Source organism: Citrobacter sp. R-1.5.2 (assembly GCF_035064245.1).
In the GTDB taxonomy this organism is placed as follows: domain Bacteria; phylum Pseudomonadota; class Gammaproteobacteria; order Enterobacterales; family Enterobacteriaceae; genus Citrobacter.
This window is the reverse complement of record NZ_JASEYC010000003.1, coordinates 447,287-461,461: the sequence shown is the minus strand read 5'-3', so window position 1 is coordinate 461,461 and position 14,175 is coordinate 447,287. Positions and strand designations below refer to the sequence as shown.

General features: G+C 37.9%; 14 protein-coding genes and 4 pseudogenes. 6 read left to right on the top strand and 12 right to left on the bottom strand.

Annotation, left to right across the window (positions count from 1 at the left end):
• Positions 1–70: 70 nt before the first annotated feature.
• Complete coding sequence (locus QMN38_RS09110) at positions 71–565, bottom strand: hypothetical protein (protein ID WP_323604860.1); 495 nt, start codon at positions 563–565, stop codon at positions 71–73.
• 692 nt (positions 566–1,257) lie between these two features.
• On the opposite strand from QMN38_RS09110, the gene mobQ reads away from it, so the two are divergent.
• Positions 1,258–2,661: a MobQ family relaxase gene (mobQ, locus tag QMN38_RS09105; RefSeq protein WP_286453035.1), complete on the top strand. Its 1,404-nt coding sequence runs from the start codon at positions 1,258–1,260 to the stop codon at positions 2,659–2,661.
• A gap of 156 nt (positions 2,662–2,817) precedes the next feature.
• Here the strand turns inward: mobQ and QMN38_RS09100 are convergent, their stop codons facing one another.
• The 3 genes and pseudogenes from QMN38_RS09100 to QMN38_RS09090 form a co-directional block, all read right to left on the bottom strand.
• The gene (locus QMN38_RS09100; protein ID WP_126320187.1) at positions 2,818–3,423 is read right to left on the bottom strand and encodes a hypothetical protein; all 606 of its coding nucleotides are present in this window, start codon (positions 3,421–3,423) and stop codon (positions 2,818–2,820) included.
• A 61-nt stretch (positions 3,424–3,484) separates the two neighbouring features.
• Positions 3,485–4,108: a hypothetical protein gene (locus QMN38_RS09095; RefSeq protein WP_124021552.1), complete on the bottom strand. Its 624-nt coding sequence runs from the start codon at positions 4,106–4,108 to the stop codon at positions 3,485–3,487.
• Between the two features lie 187 nt (positions 4,109–4,295).
• Positions 4,296–4,394 (bottom strand): annotated as a pseudogene (locus QMN38_RS09090) (transposase); the annotation flags it as partial.
• Positions 4,395–4,694: 300 nt separating this feature from the next.
• On the opposite strand from QMN38_RS09090, the gene QMN38_RS09085 reads away from it, so the two are divergent.
• Positions 4,695–5,681 (top strand): hypothetical protein, encoded by a 987-nt coding sequence (locus tag QMN38_RS09085; RefSeq protein ID WP_124021551.1) that lies wholly within the window; start codon positions 4,695–4,697, stop codon positions 5,679–5,681.
• A gap of 78 nt (positions 5,682–5,759) precedes the next feature.
• Here QMN38_RS09085 and QMN38_RS09080 read toward each other — a convergent pair.
• The 3 genes and pseudogenes from QMN38_RS09080 to QMN38_RS09070 all read right to left on the bottom strand — a co-directional run.
• Positions 5,760–6,034: pseudogene (locus tag QMN38_RS09080) on the bottom strand (hypothetical protein).
• A gap of 132 nt (positions 6,035–6,166) precedes the next feature.
• Entirely contained in the window at positions 6,167–6,526 is a 360-nt protein-coding gene (locus QMN38_RS09075) for a hypothetical protein (RefSeq protein WP_124021550.1), read from the bottom strand.
• A 116-nt stretch (positions 6,527–6,642) separates the two neighbouring features.
• Positions 6,643–6,807, bottom strand: a pseudogene (locus tag QMN38_RS09070) (IS630 family transposase); the annotation flags it as partial.
• Positions 6,808–6,984: 177 nt separating this feature from the next.
• Here QMN38_RS09070 and QMN38_RS09065 point away from each other — a divergent pair.
• Positions 6,985–8,046: a hypothetical protein gene (locus QMN38_RS09065; protein WP_124021549.1), complete on the top strand. Its 1,062-nt coding sequence runs from the start codon at positions 6,985–6,987 to the stop codon at positions 8,044–8,046.
• Positions 8,047–8,158: 112 nt separating this feature from the next.
• On the opposite strand, the gene QMN38_RS09060 is transcribed toward QMN38_RS09065, so the two are convergent.
• The 4 genes from QMN38_RS09060 to QMN38_RS09045 form a co-directional block, all read right to left on the bottom strand.
• The gene (locus QMN38_RS09060; RefSeq protein ID WP_124021548.1) at positions 8,159–8,434 is read right to left on the bottom strand and encodes a hypothetical protein; all 276 of its coding nucleotides are present in this window, start codon (positions 8,432–8,434) and stop codon (positions 8,159–8,161) included.
• A gap of 10 nt (positions 8,435–8,444) precedes the next feature.
• Positions 8,445–8,996: a lipoprotein gene (locus QMN38_RS09055; RefSeq protein ID WP_123268203.1), complete on the bottom strand. Its 552-nt coding sequence runs from the start codon at positions 8,994–8,996 to the stop codon at positions 8,445–8,447.
• A 15-nt stretch (positions 8,997–9,011) separates the two neighbouring features.
• Entirely contained in the window at positions 9,012–9,590 is a 579-nt protein-coding gene (locus tag QMN38_RS09050; RefSeq protein ID WP_124021547.1) for a hypothetical protein, read from the bottom strand.
• Between the two features lie 576 nt (positions 9,591–10,166).
• A complete protein-coding gene (locus tag QMN38_RS09045; protein ID WP_123268205.1) occupies positions 10,167–10,436 on the bottom strand; it encodes a hypothetical protein in 270 nt (89 codons plus the stop codon).
• Between the two features lie 857 nt (positions 10,437–11,293).
• Between QMN38_RS09045 and QMN38_RS09040 the strand changes: the two genes are divergently transcribed.
• The 3 genes and pseudogenes from QMN38_RS09040 (at position 11,294) to QMN38_RS09030 (ending at position 13,055) form a co-directional block, all read left to right on the top strand.
• A complete protein-coding gene (locus QMN38_RS09040; RefSeq protein ID WP_123268206.1) occupies positions 11,294–11,848 on the top strand; it encodes a replication/maintenance protein RepL in 555 nt (184 codons plus the stop codon).
• Positions 11,849–12,008: 160 nt separating this feature from the next.
• A pseudogene (locus QMN38_RS09035) lies at positions 12,009–12,488 on the top strand (DUF4756 family protein).
• A gap of 162 nt (positions 12,489–12,650) precedes the next feature.
• A complete protein-coding gene (locus QMN38_RS09030; protein WP_123268208.1) occupies positions 12,651–13,055 on the top strand; it encodes an H-NS family histone-like protein in 405 nt (134 codons plus the stop codon).
• 513 nt (positions 13,056–13,568) lie between these two features.
• On the opposite strand, the gene QMN38_RS09025 is transcribed toward QMN38_RS09030, so the two are convergent.
• Positions 13,569–13,919, bottom strand: a complete 351-nt coding sequence (locus tag QMN38_RS09025) for a DUF6404 family protein (protein ID WP_123268515.1) — start codon at positions 13,917–13,919, stop codon at positions 13,569–13,571.
• Positions 13,920–14,175 lie beyond the last annotated feature (256 nt).

The window sequence follows — 14,175 nt, the reverse complement described above, 5'->3', positions numbered from 1 at the left end:
CTGATAGAAACAGAAGCCACTGGAGCACCTCAAAAACACCATCATACACTAAATCAGTAAGTTGGCAGCATCACCAATATTCCACGACCTCTTTACCCTCATATATTGTTGGTTTATAGTCTAACCATGCTTTCAAGCGTATAGAAACAGCGTCTGCTTTTTGACTGGTCATTTTTAAAACAATAGAGTTAATCCCTTCCACATTTTCGTTCAATAAATAAAAAGGAATTTTCTTTTCTGAATTGGAATTAATAACCTCATCTAATTCAATGAATCCTTCTTTATCAAACTTGTAATCACCAGATTGTAAAAAAATATTATATCGTATTTTTCCTAAAGACGCACTATTACTATTTGATGCATTTGCAATCACAAGATGAATCTTTTCATCAATAATTTCCGAACTGAATTTCAATGAGGGGTAATACTGATTAAGTTCGTTCCGCTTATGAGCCTCTGTCACAATTCGATTCGCTTTTTTTGCTTCATTTCTAGCACTGATAGCAGTCATTAAAGCTAAGATAGGTATTACTGTGGTTACCAAAAACTGCCAACTTTCTTGCATACTTATCACCATAAAAAAGTAACTTTCCTGATACTATGTTGATACCAATCAACGGCGATATTATTAAGCTATCTCAGACATAAGATCAAGTCTGATTTAGAGAAGTTGAATAATAGTACACTCGTATGCTAGCACACACTAATTTTTTAAACGACTCTCTCCGCGTTACTTATTTTTGTTTATTAATGGTTTTCATTTCACCTTCCGGTTTTTCGCTCTAATTTCTTACCCTCACCAGTGAATTGTGCAACAGGGGAAACTACCACTATTTTTATCCGCTTTATGTCTTTTAGTGTTTCCCCGCCTTACGGCGGGATGAAATAACACTCTTTTTGTCCTACGGACGCTATCAAAGCCCAATCCGTATAATATCGCGGAATACTTCGCCCGCCCATCCATATTGCGCCGCTTAATTCGGCGGTATGTTTTACAGTCATTCATATATTTAGTATTAATTAATAAGGGTAAGCCTTATACATTGTTGTTATTTTTTGAGCCATTTATGGCGATAAAAAAATAAAGCAATGCCCACTTACGCATTATCGCTTCGCTCTAATGCCGTGGGGTCTACCGACGGTTGCCTGCCGCAGGCTAAAACCGTTTCCTTCGGAAACAAAATCAAGGTCAACGTCAACCCCGGCGTTTTCCTTACGTAAAACGAACAGCAGCATTTGGCATTGAGGAATATTTGGATGGCGATATACAGTTTCAAAATGGAGAACATCAGCAGAGGCGAAGGCCAGTCTTCGGTTAACTCTGCTGCATATCGTCACCGTAAAATTTTCTTCGATAACAGAACGGGTGAAATTTGCGGTCGTAAAACAGCACATAAAAAGGACCTTGCCTTTGCGCAGATTTTTGCACCTGAACATACCCCACCTCACCTGATTGTTGACAGTGAAACACTCTGGAATGCTGTTGAAGCCTCAGAGAAGAGAAAAGATGCCCGTCTTGCCAAAGAGTTTAAAATTGCCCTCCCTGCCGAGCTAACAGCAGAACAGAGCATTGAACTCACTGCTGCTTTTGTTCTTGAGCACTTTACCAAGCAAGGCATCATTGCTGATGTTGTTATCCACGATATCAATGGTCATAACCCACATATCCATATAATGGGAACCACCCGTGAGGTTCTTTCTACCGGCTTTGGTAAAAAGGTCCGTGAGTGGGACAAGCCTGAAACGCTCGATAACTGGCGTAAAGGCTGGCAGGACATCTGTAATAGCTTCCTTGAACTGTATGGTCGTGATGAACGCGTTGATCACCGTTCTATCAGGGTTCAGTATGAGGAAGCTCTTGAACAGGCAACGGTTGCAGCTACCAATGAAGAGAAAGCTATCTGGCTTGCTAAAGCTATTGAAACAAACCGCGATCCAATACTTCATATCCCTCGTGACCGTTGGGGAACTGTTGCAGCTCAGGAACAACGTGCTACAGAGCAAGCTATACGAGATGAGCTAAAAAAAGAAGCTGGGGAAGCCTACTTTGCCTTTAAAGATCTGCCATTAGACATCGTTGTTGATGTTGCCAGCTTTAGGGTTCATGCACTGGCTGAACCGGAAGAAATTGTTCTCCCGGATAACACAGGTAGAGCTTCATCTACAGGCTTGCAGAAACCTGTTCTGGTTGCCCCTGTACCTCATACACACACTAAATTGAAAACCCTATCCTCTTCAACGGCAAAAGCACTCAAACGCGCTCCTGTTAAAGTTAAGAGGAAGAAAGTTGAACCTCGTCAGAGCGGTGTGTTTAAGCGTTTCACGCTGTTGGTAGTCGAATACATAAAAGAGAAATTCGTCTGGGCCAGAAAGAAACCGTCCCCTGTTTCAGTTGATGCTGAACATGATAAGCGTATCGCTGAAAACTATGTCTTTGATGAAGTTCAAGGCATCTACGTCCCACGCGCTGAGCATGAAAGACGTGCCAGATTTAACAGTGACACTTATAGTCCAACCAAAGAGGAGATCAGGCGCTTTCCAAGTCGTCCACAGCGCGAACTTACTGATAGCGATCTGGACTATATACCAACACCAGCAGCTGATAGGAAACCGCTAGAGCCGAAGTTAAGACCTCCGGGTTTTCCTCCTGAGTGGAAATAATCACAGTTTATTCCCACATAAATCATAATGTATCGTATATATTATCAGAAAAATGATAAATTCCTTCCTCATATTTTCTCAAATTGGTTCTGCAACATTGTGAATAATGTGATAAAGAAACCTTGCAACGCAAGGTTTCTTTATGATTGATAATAGTCACTCCTTTTTCATATCAGCATATTCCTCAAACAAAACCTTATATTCATGAGTTTTCGTTTTGTTAGTACCATTTCTAAAAATAATACTCATTAAAGAAAACCAGTTAAATATCATAAAACCTGAAATAGCAGCCAACAGAACAGATAATGCTTTTTCTATAGGTGTAATTCCATTTTGAGCAGTATCAATACTCAAAGAAAGTGCTACTAAAATGAAAGCGATATGCATGAAGTTTGAAAACAAAGTTTCATTATTACTAATGTAGTTATAAAACTTGCGGCTGAAAGATGGACATTCTTCAATTGAGATATGATTTGGAGTAATAAAACTCAACTTGCCATTGAGTTTAGAAAAATAGCCTACTGGCTTATTGTTCTTAGCCATGATTTCTAGCAATACTTTATGAAAGCGCACATCTTTAACTCCAGTAATATGTGAATTAATTTCATTCTGCACAATTATCAATTGAGGGCTGAGATTAATTTCTTCTTGAGGTATCTTTGATAACTCAATGATCTCTTTTGCTTTTAATTCTTTCTCTTTAAAAAGAGTTGATGCTAATGCTGCTGTACCAGAAACTATAGCTACAGATGTGAAAGCCATATTAATTACTTACCCCTAAAATGTGAACCAATTAATAAAAACCCAACATTAACCATTGTTATTAAATTTCTTCCATTATCAATGCAACACTTGGATAATAACACCCCAAAGCATTTTTAAACATAGAATCCGTATCAATGAGATATGCATATGAAATAGTCTTTGTTTTTACGTTCTCTATAGCTTTGTTGATCAGATCATCGATATGATCTCCAATAGTAGTTTCTTGTGAATTTGTCTTAGTATAAAAAACAACAAAAGTTGCTGAAAAATGGCGATCGGCCTGCCCTACCAAACGATTAGCATCACTACGTGCTTCATCCATTTTAAAATTAGTAATAACATTACTTTCGTTTATATTATCAAGATTGTACCACGCATGTTTAGCTTCGATAGCAACATCATCATTTTTATTTGTAATGTAAAGATCAACACGACCTTTACTGGTATCAGTATCTTCCTGAAGACAGCCCTTCATTCTTTTATTTGAAGGGTATTCTTCAATTGCAGCCCAGCCTAATGACCATGCAGCACCAGCAAGTACACTCACATTCGTCCGTTCGTTATACCACCAACAACAATCTCTCTTTCCTAAGAGATCGACATAGCGTTGATTTGCCTGAATCCATCCATTCAATAGTTGCTCAATGAAACTATCATTTGTACATGTTTTCTTTATAATCATATACCACTCCATATAACCATGATGTGAATCACACGTAGTGCTCTCAAGATATTAATCTTAATTGATTTTTTGCTAAATAGCTGTGCCAAATAGTAGATCATTTTGAGGGGACTCTGCCCGGAACAGTTTGAAAACCAGAAGCTAGCTGAGCGCTGCATCCCCCCTATATGGGCAGGAACAGGGTTAAAATACCGGCCTCACGGCAGACATCCTTAACGGTACGTCCGGCTTCGACGGACTTCAGAACGGCGATAATCTGGTGTTCAGTGAATCAGGCTTTGCGCATGGTGATCTCCTCAGAGGACATAATCAGTATCTCAGAAGAGCTCTGAAAATGAATGGTCCGGTTTGCCGGGATGCTTACAGATCTCACTCCATCCACGTCTTCAAAACATTATGTAAAAACCAGCACCCCAAAATTAAAGCAAAAATATTATCGCTGTAATTAAAGGTCGCTAATTAAATCTTTTCGGAAATAATCAATAAAATCAACACTACAGCATTGTGTATTACATGTTTATCTTTACCTTAACTAAGAAAACAAGTAAAATAAATAACTGTTATATATATTGCAAAAGGAATAATTATGGGCGTGAAAAATGTTCACCACAGAGATCAAATCCTTAAAAGATTTCATAACCTAATATGTCGTCTACAGGAAGCTTCAATACAGAGAAATAAAAACTCTAATATAATGAATACTAAATTTGGATACTATTACGATTTACTTAATAAGTATATAAACGAAAATACATCCACTCTAAGCGATAATGACTTACTTGAATTATTTGGTTTAGTTACAAGATTTAATGAACTTGATTATCTGTTCACAAAAGATTGTAAAATACAATATAATACATCTGATCTAATTGAAATTATAGAAGGTGAGAAAAATATAAATGATGGAAGTCATAATTACAATGATAAGTTCTACGAGTTATCGATGGCAATTCGATTTGCTAAGGGCCATGACACTTCTGCAAAAGTTGATATGAAAACTATCTGCGATGTTATCATTGATAATAAAGTGGCAATAGAATGTAAATACTTACATAGCAGAAGCAAGAACTCGGTTAGAGCTAATTTAAAAAAATCACTCGAACAAGTTGAGAAAAGAATAAATACCGGATTAGCATCCGAAGGCTTTTCAGCAATTAATGCAACAAATGTCTGCAACAAAGAACGGATAAAATCTTTTGCAAATAATACATTAAAAATGTATATGGAGAGTTTTGAAAATATTCATCTAAGTAAGAAAGAGATTTTTGATAACTGCTGCTCAAACAGAAACATGATAAGTTCAATTTGTTCATATGCCACGCATGAAGCGTCGGTAATAATACATGAATCCCTAGATTTCTTTCGTAATGACAAACCAGTTTTATTTGAAAGGTTCAGTAATAAAGTTTACGCAGTTGTTTTTCAAGTAAATGATTGCATATGGCTTGAATATGAGGAATTTTATGCGCCTGTACAAATCAGAGGACTTGAGCCAGTCTTTAACCCACAAATAACAAATGATGAAAAATCTACAGTAATGTATAATCTCAAAAAACTTGCCATAGGTATCTGATTATTTACATTCCGACTATCCAATTAAAAAGCCACGTTTAAAATAAATGTAAACGTGGCAAATCAAAGCTAATATAATTTACATTATTATTCTGAATACAACATTGTCAGAGATGATAGTCTTACCAGCTATAAAAGTTACAGCAAAAATTATAGGTAGACCCATAGTAGCTCCCGCCACTCCTTTAGACATTGCAATTAGTATAGACAGGCCAAAGGACAATACTACAATCACGAAAGCATACCTGCCGGGGAAGGCTCCATATAAAACACTAGCCATGCAGCCGGTGCAGACATGAACACCGCGCTGGCTCTCTTTCAGGCAAAAAGGCACTGGATTGTATTGTTTTCCAAAGAAGAATTTTAGGACCAATAACCCCCCTCTTCGCATTGTCTATATAAGGGAGGGGGATTTAATTTACAACTATAGTAACCATTTTCAATTTTATTATCGGTCTTCTCTACACGATGTGTATACAAGCATGATTACTGGATTGATATATATCCCCCCAGAGGTTTTCTATTATTACTTGCATCAAAAAACTCATTGCACGACATATTAAATGGTCTAGTTACTGATAGTTCATTTTGAAGACATGTTGTGATGAGAGGTATTGGTGGAACTATAATCGTTTCTCTGTTTACACAAGCACTTGATCTTAAGTTAATAACATTGATGACGTTATTATTATCATTGCGAAGAATTGCTATTTGAAAAGAAGAACAATATACAACTACAGAATCAGAAGTTAACCATAAATCAGAAACAGAATATGTCAACTGAACAAAGTTAGAATGCCCCATCAAACTGTTAAGTACTTGAGCATCGGAAAACGTAATATCCATGTCATAATCCTTTTAAATTGCTAATCTACACCATCAGTATCGGCATTATGCGATAATACTTTAGCGGTTCCTCACACTAGAAATTTCGACAACGAGTATATCCTAAATAGCTGCGCCTAATACCACAACACTTTTGCGAGTCCATGTCGACCTCCGGGGAATGGGCTGGCGGTTTCCATAAAATGGCGAACTTTTTTCAGCAACTGCCACATGGAATGACACTGATGATTTCGTGTTATTGTGTCGTGCAGGGCCTGCCACAACTGCTCAACGTGATTCACCTATGGCGAGTAAATTCTAACCCAGAAGTGACTCACATAACATAACCAGCTGCATCCAAAAAAATCGTAAACAAACCCAGCCAGACACAGAAGGATGTCTATATTTAAGATTTCAGCTAGTTTATCCTGATGGATAGTGGTAGATTTTATATTATTTTCAAAGGAAGTTAACTTGCAATGCAAAATAACATCGATAATATATTCAGAAAAATCCACCGCACTTTTAAAAGAAAGAACAACAAATGCGATAACATTGAAATCCTGAATGCTATACTGAATGAGAAATTGGGCATTGGTGAATTTTCTGTTCATCCGACAGCGATTACAAACACTATGAACAATCTTCATGGCTTCTGTGTTTGCTATAAAGAATACAAGGCATTTATCCCACAACTTGAAGTATATAGATCAAAGAATACGCTTATAAAAGCTATGGGTGAAACATTAAATGAAGCTGAGATAATCCTTCCCAATTATGTATCACTCGGTATTATTTCACACCACTGTGGTCAAATAAACAAAGCGCCAAGTCGAGATATGAAAATACTGGCAGGTGAACGTTCTCTCACATCAATGTTCCCTCCTGAAGTGCTTTCACTTTTAGTTATAGAACACTACACAAAATTTCCCGTTCTCGAAAAATGTTTAGTACAGATAAGAGAAACAACAGAGACATATTGTCTCGGATTATACCGTTCAGCAATAACTACTCTCCTACCTTGTATTGAAAGCATTATTCGATCGTTAGGTATTAGGCTTGGACTAGATGAACCTGAAAATGTGGGAACTAAATTTTTACTTAGTATTTATGATGCATGGCTAAAGTTCTACATTAATGACTATGTCTACCGTGATTATGACTGGAAACCTATTTGCATTAGCTCCAAAGAATTCTTCTCCGGATTTGAAGAAAGATACCAGATTGCATTAAATGGTAGAAACTATATAGAAAAACATCTTTATCAAAATACACAGAATGATACAGGGATAAGTAATTTAAATCGACACAGTATACTTCATGGCTTCATGACGGAATACTATACAAAAGGAAACTACCTTAGATTGATAAATCTCCTTAATAATCTTTGTTTTATGTTAACGATTTCAGGGGATCCTGTTTCATTGTTTCTTTCTTGCGATACTGTTCGGTCTGAAGCGTTTTTACTTAACCTTGCAATCTTTGAACGCGCAGGTATGAATCGTGCTATTTTTCTTGATAAGCAAAATATTACACGTTGATAAATACAACTATCATTATGAATGCTAGAATTATAATGATTAGCTCTGCAAAATAGCAGATTTTAAACCACATCATTGTGAAGGATGTGGTTTAAATAATTATGATTTAATATTACATTCTTCGCCTGAAAACAACATTATCAGAGAAAATTACCTTACCAGCGACAAATCCAATAACCGCAATTATTGGTAGGCTGATAGTAGCCCCCGCAATTCCTGTAGACATTCCGATAAGAATTGACATGCCAAAGGTAAGCAATATAACCACGAAAGCATACCACTGCGGATAAGCCCCATATAAAACAGTCGCCATGCAGCCGGTGCAGACATGCACACCGCGCTGGCTCTCTTTCAGGCAAAACGGACACTGGATTGTATTGTTTTCCATGATAGACACCTTAGATCGCTTTCCAGCCATTGCTTGTTTTAACAAGATTAATCATGCTCTCTTCAGGTTCATTCATACCCTTGACGCTGGAGAACGCTTTTTTGTCTACCCAAGAAGGAACATCCGTCAACTTCCACGTATAAGACACGCGAACAACTTTCTGATTACCGTTTCCCGGTTCAGTCCACTCCTTTATCTCAGAAACTTCCCGATGACCGACACAGGCACCTTTCTCACGGTCCCAAAACTCAACCTCTTGGCCTTTATCTGTTACTTCTAGAACATCGATACTGCTAAAGCCATTTGCCTGTTGTGAAACAGTGAGCAGCCCTTGTTCAACAAGTCCTTTAAGGATCTCATCACTGGCACTGTATCCGGCAGAACGGTAGCTAAGGTTAACCTTAATCGGAAAACCTTTGTTGAATACAATGTCGTTGTCCTGCAGTGAGTAGCACAGCTTTGATTGCGATATTTTCGTGTTGATCGCTTTCTCAAAGTCGCCTTTTTCACCGCAGCCAGATAAAAGAGCAGCAATACCTGCAGCGAGTAAAATTTTACGCATGATGTTACCCCAGATTTATTTGTTGATAGTGCCGTTTCTCAGAACAACCAGACGAACTGGCATATCTGCGTTGTTGACGGTAGCGAACCCGCGGACTTCGAAATTGTTTACCGTTCCGGTGACACTGACTTTCTGGCCTTTCTTATAGGTAAGAACGGCATCATCAATACCAGAGTAGTAATCCAGCCAGACCATCCCGCCGCAGTAGCTTGTATCGGCTGTTTTAAAGAGCAGGTAATAGTTAGGGGCTGTTTTGGGCATACCCGTCATCATATCGCTGGCACTTCTGCCCTTCGTAACTTCAAGAACAGTGGCATTGGTGATAGCGATCCTTTTGCCAGTCCATTTCTTTTCTGCTGCCATCGGATTTTCTTCATGGTCTTTGCAGACAGCACCAAGACCAGTAATGGACGTTGCTGGACCACTATCCTGACCGGAAGCTGTAACCCCCAGCGCTTTATCAACGGTGCTGTTCAATGATGACAGTGAAGAGTTAATTGCCCCGTTAACGCTATTCACGCCATCGTTGAGCTGTTGGCATCCAGTAAGAAATGCCAGAGAGACCACCAGTGGTAAGAAGTTATGTCCTTTCATTTATTCCTCAAAGATTTAGTCCGATTTGTCTCGCCCGATCCAAGTATTCTTGCCCGCAGATCAGGAATCATCTTCTAATCAATTGATAGGATTGAATTATTTTTGTTGTTCGTCATATCGTTTAAATCGATCGATACAAAACAAATGATAGCTTAAAACTATCAAACAATGATTATCGATCGATACTAACAATTAAAACATCGATCGATAATCAGCTTTCAATCGATTAAACCTATCAATAGTGATTTATCGATCTTTTGTATCAATTGATTGGGAGTGATGGGAAATGTTCGATAGCCACAGTTGGCCTGCTTTAGCTAAATGATCAAGGGATAAGGAATGAAGCAGCACACATGATTTGTTCTGATACTTTTATAGGTGGAACAAAACCTGTCTACAGCGATCTGAAGCAGAGGAAAATGTCACAGACTTGACCTAAGCCGACATGGCATAGCTTATACCCCTGCTGCTCGGTGATACCGCACGAGTTTTATCACTTACCGATTTCTGGTTTTACTTAAAAAGTAATATCTTTCATGAAGTTAATATCATAACAGCAGCAGTGGGATGTTCAGGTCAGAACATTAATGATTTTACGGTTTCTTCACTGATCTGACTGAGTTCAGAAATCAACCTTCTGTAACTACTTACCATTCGCTCCCTGTCCAAATCGCCTTCGCCCTCTGACAGGAAGAAATAACCGTAATCTTTAATATTGATGCTTTCGCCGTTTTCCAGAATAAGCTTTATTCCATTTTTACTTTCTTCTATATCGTTTACGATACACGTCATAAAAGGGATGTTTTCATTTGATTTAAAGATACTTATTGTTTTTATTTTTTTCATTACACGCCTTCCTTATTTTGTCTGTTATGTAATTAAATACCATTTATCACTGAGTAAAATCAAATTTAACTCACCATGCGCAGCATTGATTACTTCTTTGTTATCATTCTGTTTGAAAAAAATATTTATCTTATGAGCTAATGCTCATGTGCTACCGCACGGCTACGCCCTGACACTGATATGAAATGAGATTTAATGTTCAAAGTATTATACTAATATCGAAAACCGACCATGTGCCTGCACATAATATCTTATTCTCGACATATGGCATTTGCTCTTAAACACATTGGAAAACTATATTTTCAGAAGCAGCACTTCGTGATTGTTTTGAACAATCACATTGCTGGAACAGGGTTCATCCCTGTTGATGATGGATTTATCCATGAAGAATTGCGGCGACAGCCGCTATGAGGTAAATGGGAAACAATTTCAACTTTAATAAGATATCAGCAGCGCTTAGTGATTGTTTGAAACAATCACTTTGCTGAGATATAAATTGAAGAGAAGAAACCAATGAAATAAAAAGTAGAACTGTACCCCAAAGTACCTCTGCATAGTTGTTCTCAGCTTCGCTAATTGAATAATGAAGAAGAAAAATGCTCTCAGGCCAGCTATAGCTTAAAACCAAGTACCGACATCCGGGAGTTAAAGTCCTGAATCCCGGTACTTAAGTTGATAACTATTCTCGAATAAAAATGATAAAGTATTATTTATATATATGCTGTGGCACTACAAGTTTCAACAGTAAACACATTAAGTGTTAGTTATTTTAAAAAATATAAACTTTAACTATTGACTTGCACGCAAAATATAGTATTTACTTAAATATATAACTAAAAAATAAAGGAGTAAATGCCATGATAGAAAATAAGATACAAACTGAAGTAAAGAAATCAAGAAGAGGTCTCCCACGTCATACTAAAAATCCATTTCTTAATGATACAAGTCTACATACAAAAACTGGCGTCAGACGTATTACTACAGGAAAAGATCGATTAGCATTAGTAAATGAAAATACAGGAGAACAGGTTGGACATGGTGGTTTCTTTCAGTCAATGGAAGTAGACAAGACACAGTTTGTGAAACTTTATGTTGATGGTGTATCAGCTATTGAAGGTTTGTCTTCCTCCGGTAAAAAAGTGTTCAAGATACTTTATCTTGCTATCAGGGATAATAAAGATACAGACACGATATTAATGTCATTCGATATCGTTGATCAAGATATCGTAAAAATATCAAGAACTACTTATTTCAAGGGTATGAAAGAACTTGCTGACAAGAAATTTATTGCTGAGACCATGATACAAAACTATTATTTTATTAATCCAGACTATATGTTTAATGGTGATCGTTTAACTTTCATGAAAACTTATTACTTGAAGGACAAAAAAACAGCGAATAATAAAAATTAATTACCTACGAGAAAACAGGTTAAAAAACCGCCGAAATAAACCACGATTGCATTAAAGATATTTTCTTGCCAAGAGAGAAACAGAGCTAAAGAGCTAATTTGACACTAACACCATATCTCGTAATATAAATATATCCACTATTTATTAACGAGGTATTCCTATGAGAAAAGTAAAAACAGACAACAGTGATTTAATCTAGTATTTAGAGACAGTCAAAGAACTAAAAAATCATATTTCGATAGAAGAATACAGGAATGAATACCGTAGGCTACGCTCCGATGATGTTCCTTTGATTAAAGCCCAAAAGTTTAAATCTGCACATACTGAACTTCGCAGGCTGGAAAAAAAGAGAGAATCTCTTATTGAATACTTTATTGACGAGTTAAATCCCATCAGCAGTTCAAAAGCTAACACATCAGCAAGATCATCAGGTAATCTTGATCTGTTTAACGAACGTGTATTATACCGTAAGGCCATTTCAGAAAAGAGCGATGAAGAAATAATTGCCTTAGTCATAAAACAGCGTACAGAAGCTGCTGTTGAGTTCCAGCGTTCAATTGAACAAAGCCTTGGGCAACTCTCTCATATCTCGTCAGAGTTCGAGCCATCAAGCCAAAAGCGCAGAAAAATGTATCTTTAAAGAACTACCCTATGTTATGCGTGTCAAATGGGATGTTTTAAGATTGCTTAACCGACAATATTTACTATATTATTTAATAACAGGTATGCTTTTGATTGTTCAACAACACCGCATACATTATTTTTATTAATCGCCCCCTTTTAAAACATCGGATAACATACTATGAGTGAAGCTCTCAAGGCACTGAACAATATTCGTACACTTCGCGCACATGCTCGTGAAACAGATCTGGCAACTCTGGAAGAGATGCTGGAAAAACTCTCTGCTGTCGTTGAAGATCGTCGTGAGGAAGAAAGTGCCGTCCGTAAAGAACAAGAAGAACGTCAGGCTAAGCTTGAAGCCTTCCGTCAGAAACTGTTAGAAGATGGCATTGATCCGGCAGAACTCCTTGCTGCTGTTGGCTCATCTCAGCCTAAAGCTAAATCGACTCGTGCTCCTCGCCCCGCTAAATACAAATATACAGATGAAAACGGTAATGAGCAGACTTGGACGGGTCAAGGCCGTACTCCTAAAGCGATCGCTGCTGCTATTGAAGCAGGTAGAACACTGGAAGACTTTGCGATCTAACCTCAATAAAACCGTCAATTTTTTTGGCGGTTTTATTATGATGTTTATTGTCAAATAGTAATTCCCTACAACATCCCCGCAGTAGCCTACGGCATGCCCCCGCCATAAATGTACATAATTGCATACTTTTCGTTGTTTTTATCCGTTCCTTCCGCTGTTATAGTTATCTTGTATTTCTCACAACTACAAAATTATCATCCTTTTACAGGACCCCCGTGGGTCCTTTTTTTATTAATACGTTGTGACTAAGTGATCATAGCAGTTGAGCTGCGTTCGTAAGAACGCGTATCTGTAATGAGCATGATGATTGCGGCTACACGGCTGTAGCTCTTCGAGTGTTGTTTTTTGTTGTCAGTTCAATTTTCATCAGGCCTGCATGACCATAATTTTCTCACAGAATCATGCTTTTGAATTATCACAAGCATATGCCTAGATCTGGGAGCTAACACCACGACATCTTTCCATCACTTTCTGCTTCGGCCCTGTTGGATGCAGCTTATCTTAGTGTCAGTTTTACTTGAGGCCATCCCAGTCTGGAAGATTATTGGCTATCCTTCTCCACCAATGGTACAACGCCATAGAAATCCCCATCCAAACGTCAAATAGCAAACTTCTAGCAATAGCATCTGTTGGATCCATCCCCGATTCCTTCCATGTAAAAAACCACATCAGTATTCCCCAGACAGAGCCAATCGGTATCCCCATCAACAAAGCGACTTGCCAGAATCGAGCGAAAGGCAACGGAGGTATCCTGATACCCATTTTCCATGCAATGCGTAACAGAGGGGGAGCATAGTTACTGCTCCACATTTTCTTGCTTTTCATAATGGAAATGGCTCGTTCTTTTTTCTCTTCAAAATCCATGCAAGTCCTCTCTAATTTCATCAGAACCCTTCTCAACATGAAAAGCCAGCTTAGCAATGGAATGGTCTGCCCAAAACCTCACTCAGTTATCTCCACTGAGGAAGTAGAAAGGCTATCAGGCACTACTTTGCCAGATGGCAACTATCACATCAGTTCAACACCCCTGTATGCTTTAGACAAACTAACAATACCTTCACCAGTCGAGTAATTACAATTGCTGTTATCAGTTTACCCTGTATGTTCGTTCACATTTCGT

Excerpts from the sequence above, each read along its gene's own strand:
- QMN38_RS09075 (WP_124021550.1), bottom strand. The coding sequence starts at position 6,526 with ATGGATATTACGTTTTCCGATGCTCAAGTACTTAACAGTTTGATGGGG.
- QMN38_RS09045 (WP_123268205.1), bottom strand. The coding sequence starts at position 10,436 with ATGAAAAAAATAAAAACAATAAGTATCTTTAAATCAAATGAAAACATC.
- QMN38_RS09055 (WP_123268203.1), bottom strand. The coding sequence starts at position 8,996 with ATGCGTAAAATTTTACTCGCTGCAGGTATTGCTGCTCTTTTATCTGGC.
- QMN38_RS09025 (WP_123268515.1), bottom strand. The coding sequence starts at position 13,919 with ATGGATTTTGAAGAGAAAAAAGAACGAGCCATTTCCATTATGAAAAGC.
- QMN38_RS09030 (WP_123268208.1), top strand. The coding sequence starts at position 12,651 with ATGAGTGAAGCTCTCAAGGCACTGAACAATATTCGTACACTTCGCGCA.
- QMN38_RS09060 (WP_124021548.1), bottom strand. The coding sequence starts at position 8,434 with ATGGAAAACAATACAATCCAGTGTCCGTTTTGCCTGAAAGAGAGCCAG.
- QMN38_RS09040 (WP_123268206.1), top strand. The coding sequence starts at position 11,294 with ATGATAGAAAATAAGATACAAACTGAAGTAAAGAAATCAAGAAGAGGT.
- QMN38_RS09065 (WP_124021549.1), top strand. The coding sequence starts at position 6,985 with ATGCAAAATAACATCGATAATATATTCAGAAAAATCCACCGCACTTTT.
- QMN38_RS09110 (WP_323604860.1), bottom strand. The coding sequence starts at position 565 with ATGCAAGAAAGTTGGCAGTTTTTGGTAACCACAGTAATACCTATCTTA.
- QMN38_RS09100 (WP_126320187.1), bottom strand. The coding sequence starts at position 3,423 with ATGGCTTTCACATCTGTAGCTATAGTTTCTGGTACAGCAGCATTAGCA.
- QMN38_RS09085 (WP_124021551.1), top strand. The coding sequence starts at position 4,695 with ATGGGCGTGAAAAATGTTCACCACAGAGATCAAATCCTTAAAAGATTT.
- QMN38_RS09095 (WP_124021552.1), bottom strand. The coding sequence starts at position 4,108 with ATGATTATAAAGAAAACATGTACAAATGATAGTTTCATTGAGCAACTA.
- mobQ (WP_286453035.1), top strand. The coding sequence starts at position 1,258 with ATGGCGATATACAGTTTCAAAATGGAGAACATCAGCAGAGGCGAAGGC.
- QMN38_RS09050 (WP_124021547.1), bottom strand. The coding sequence starts at position 9,590 with ATGAAAGGACATAACTTCTTACCACTGGTGGTCTCTCTGGCATTTCTT.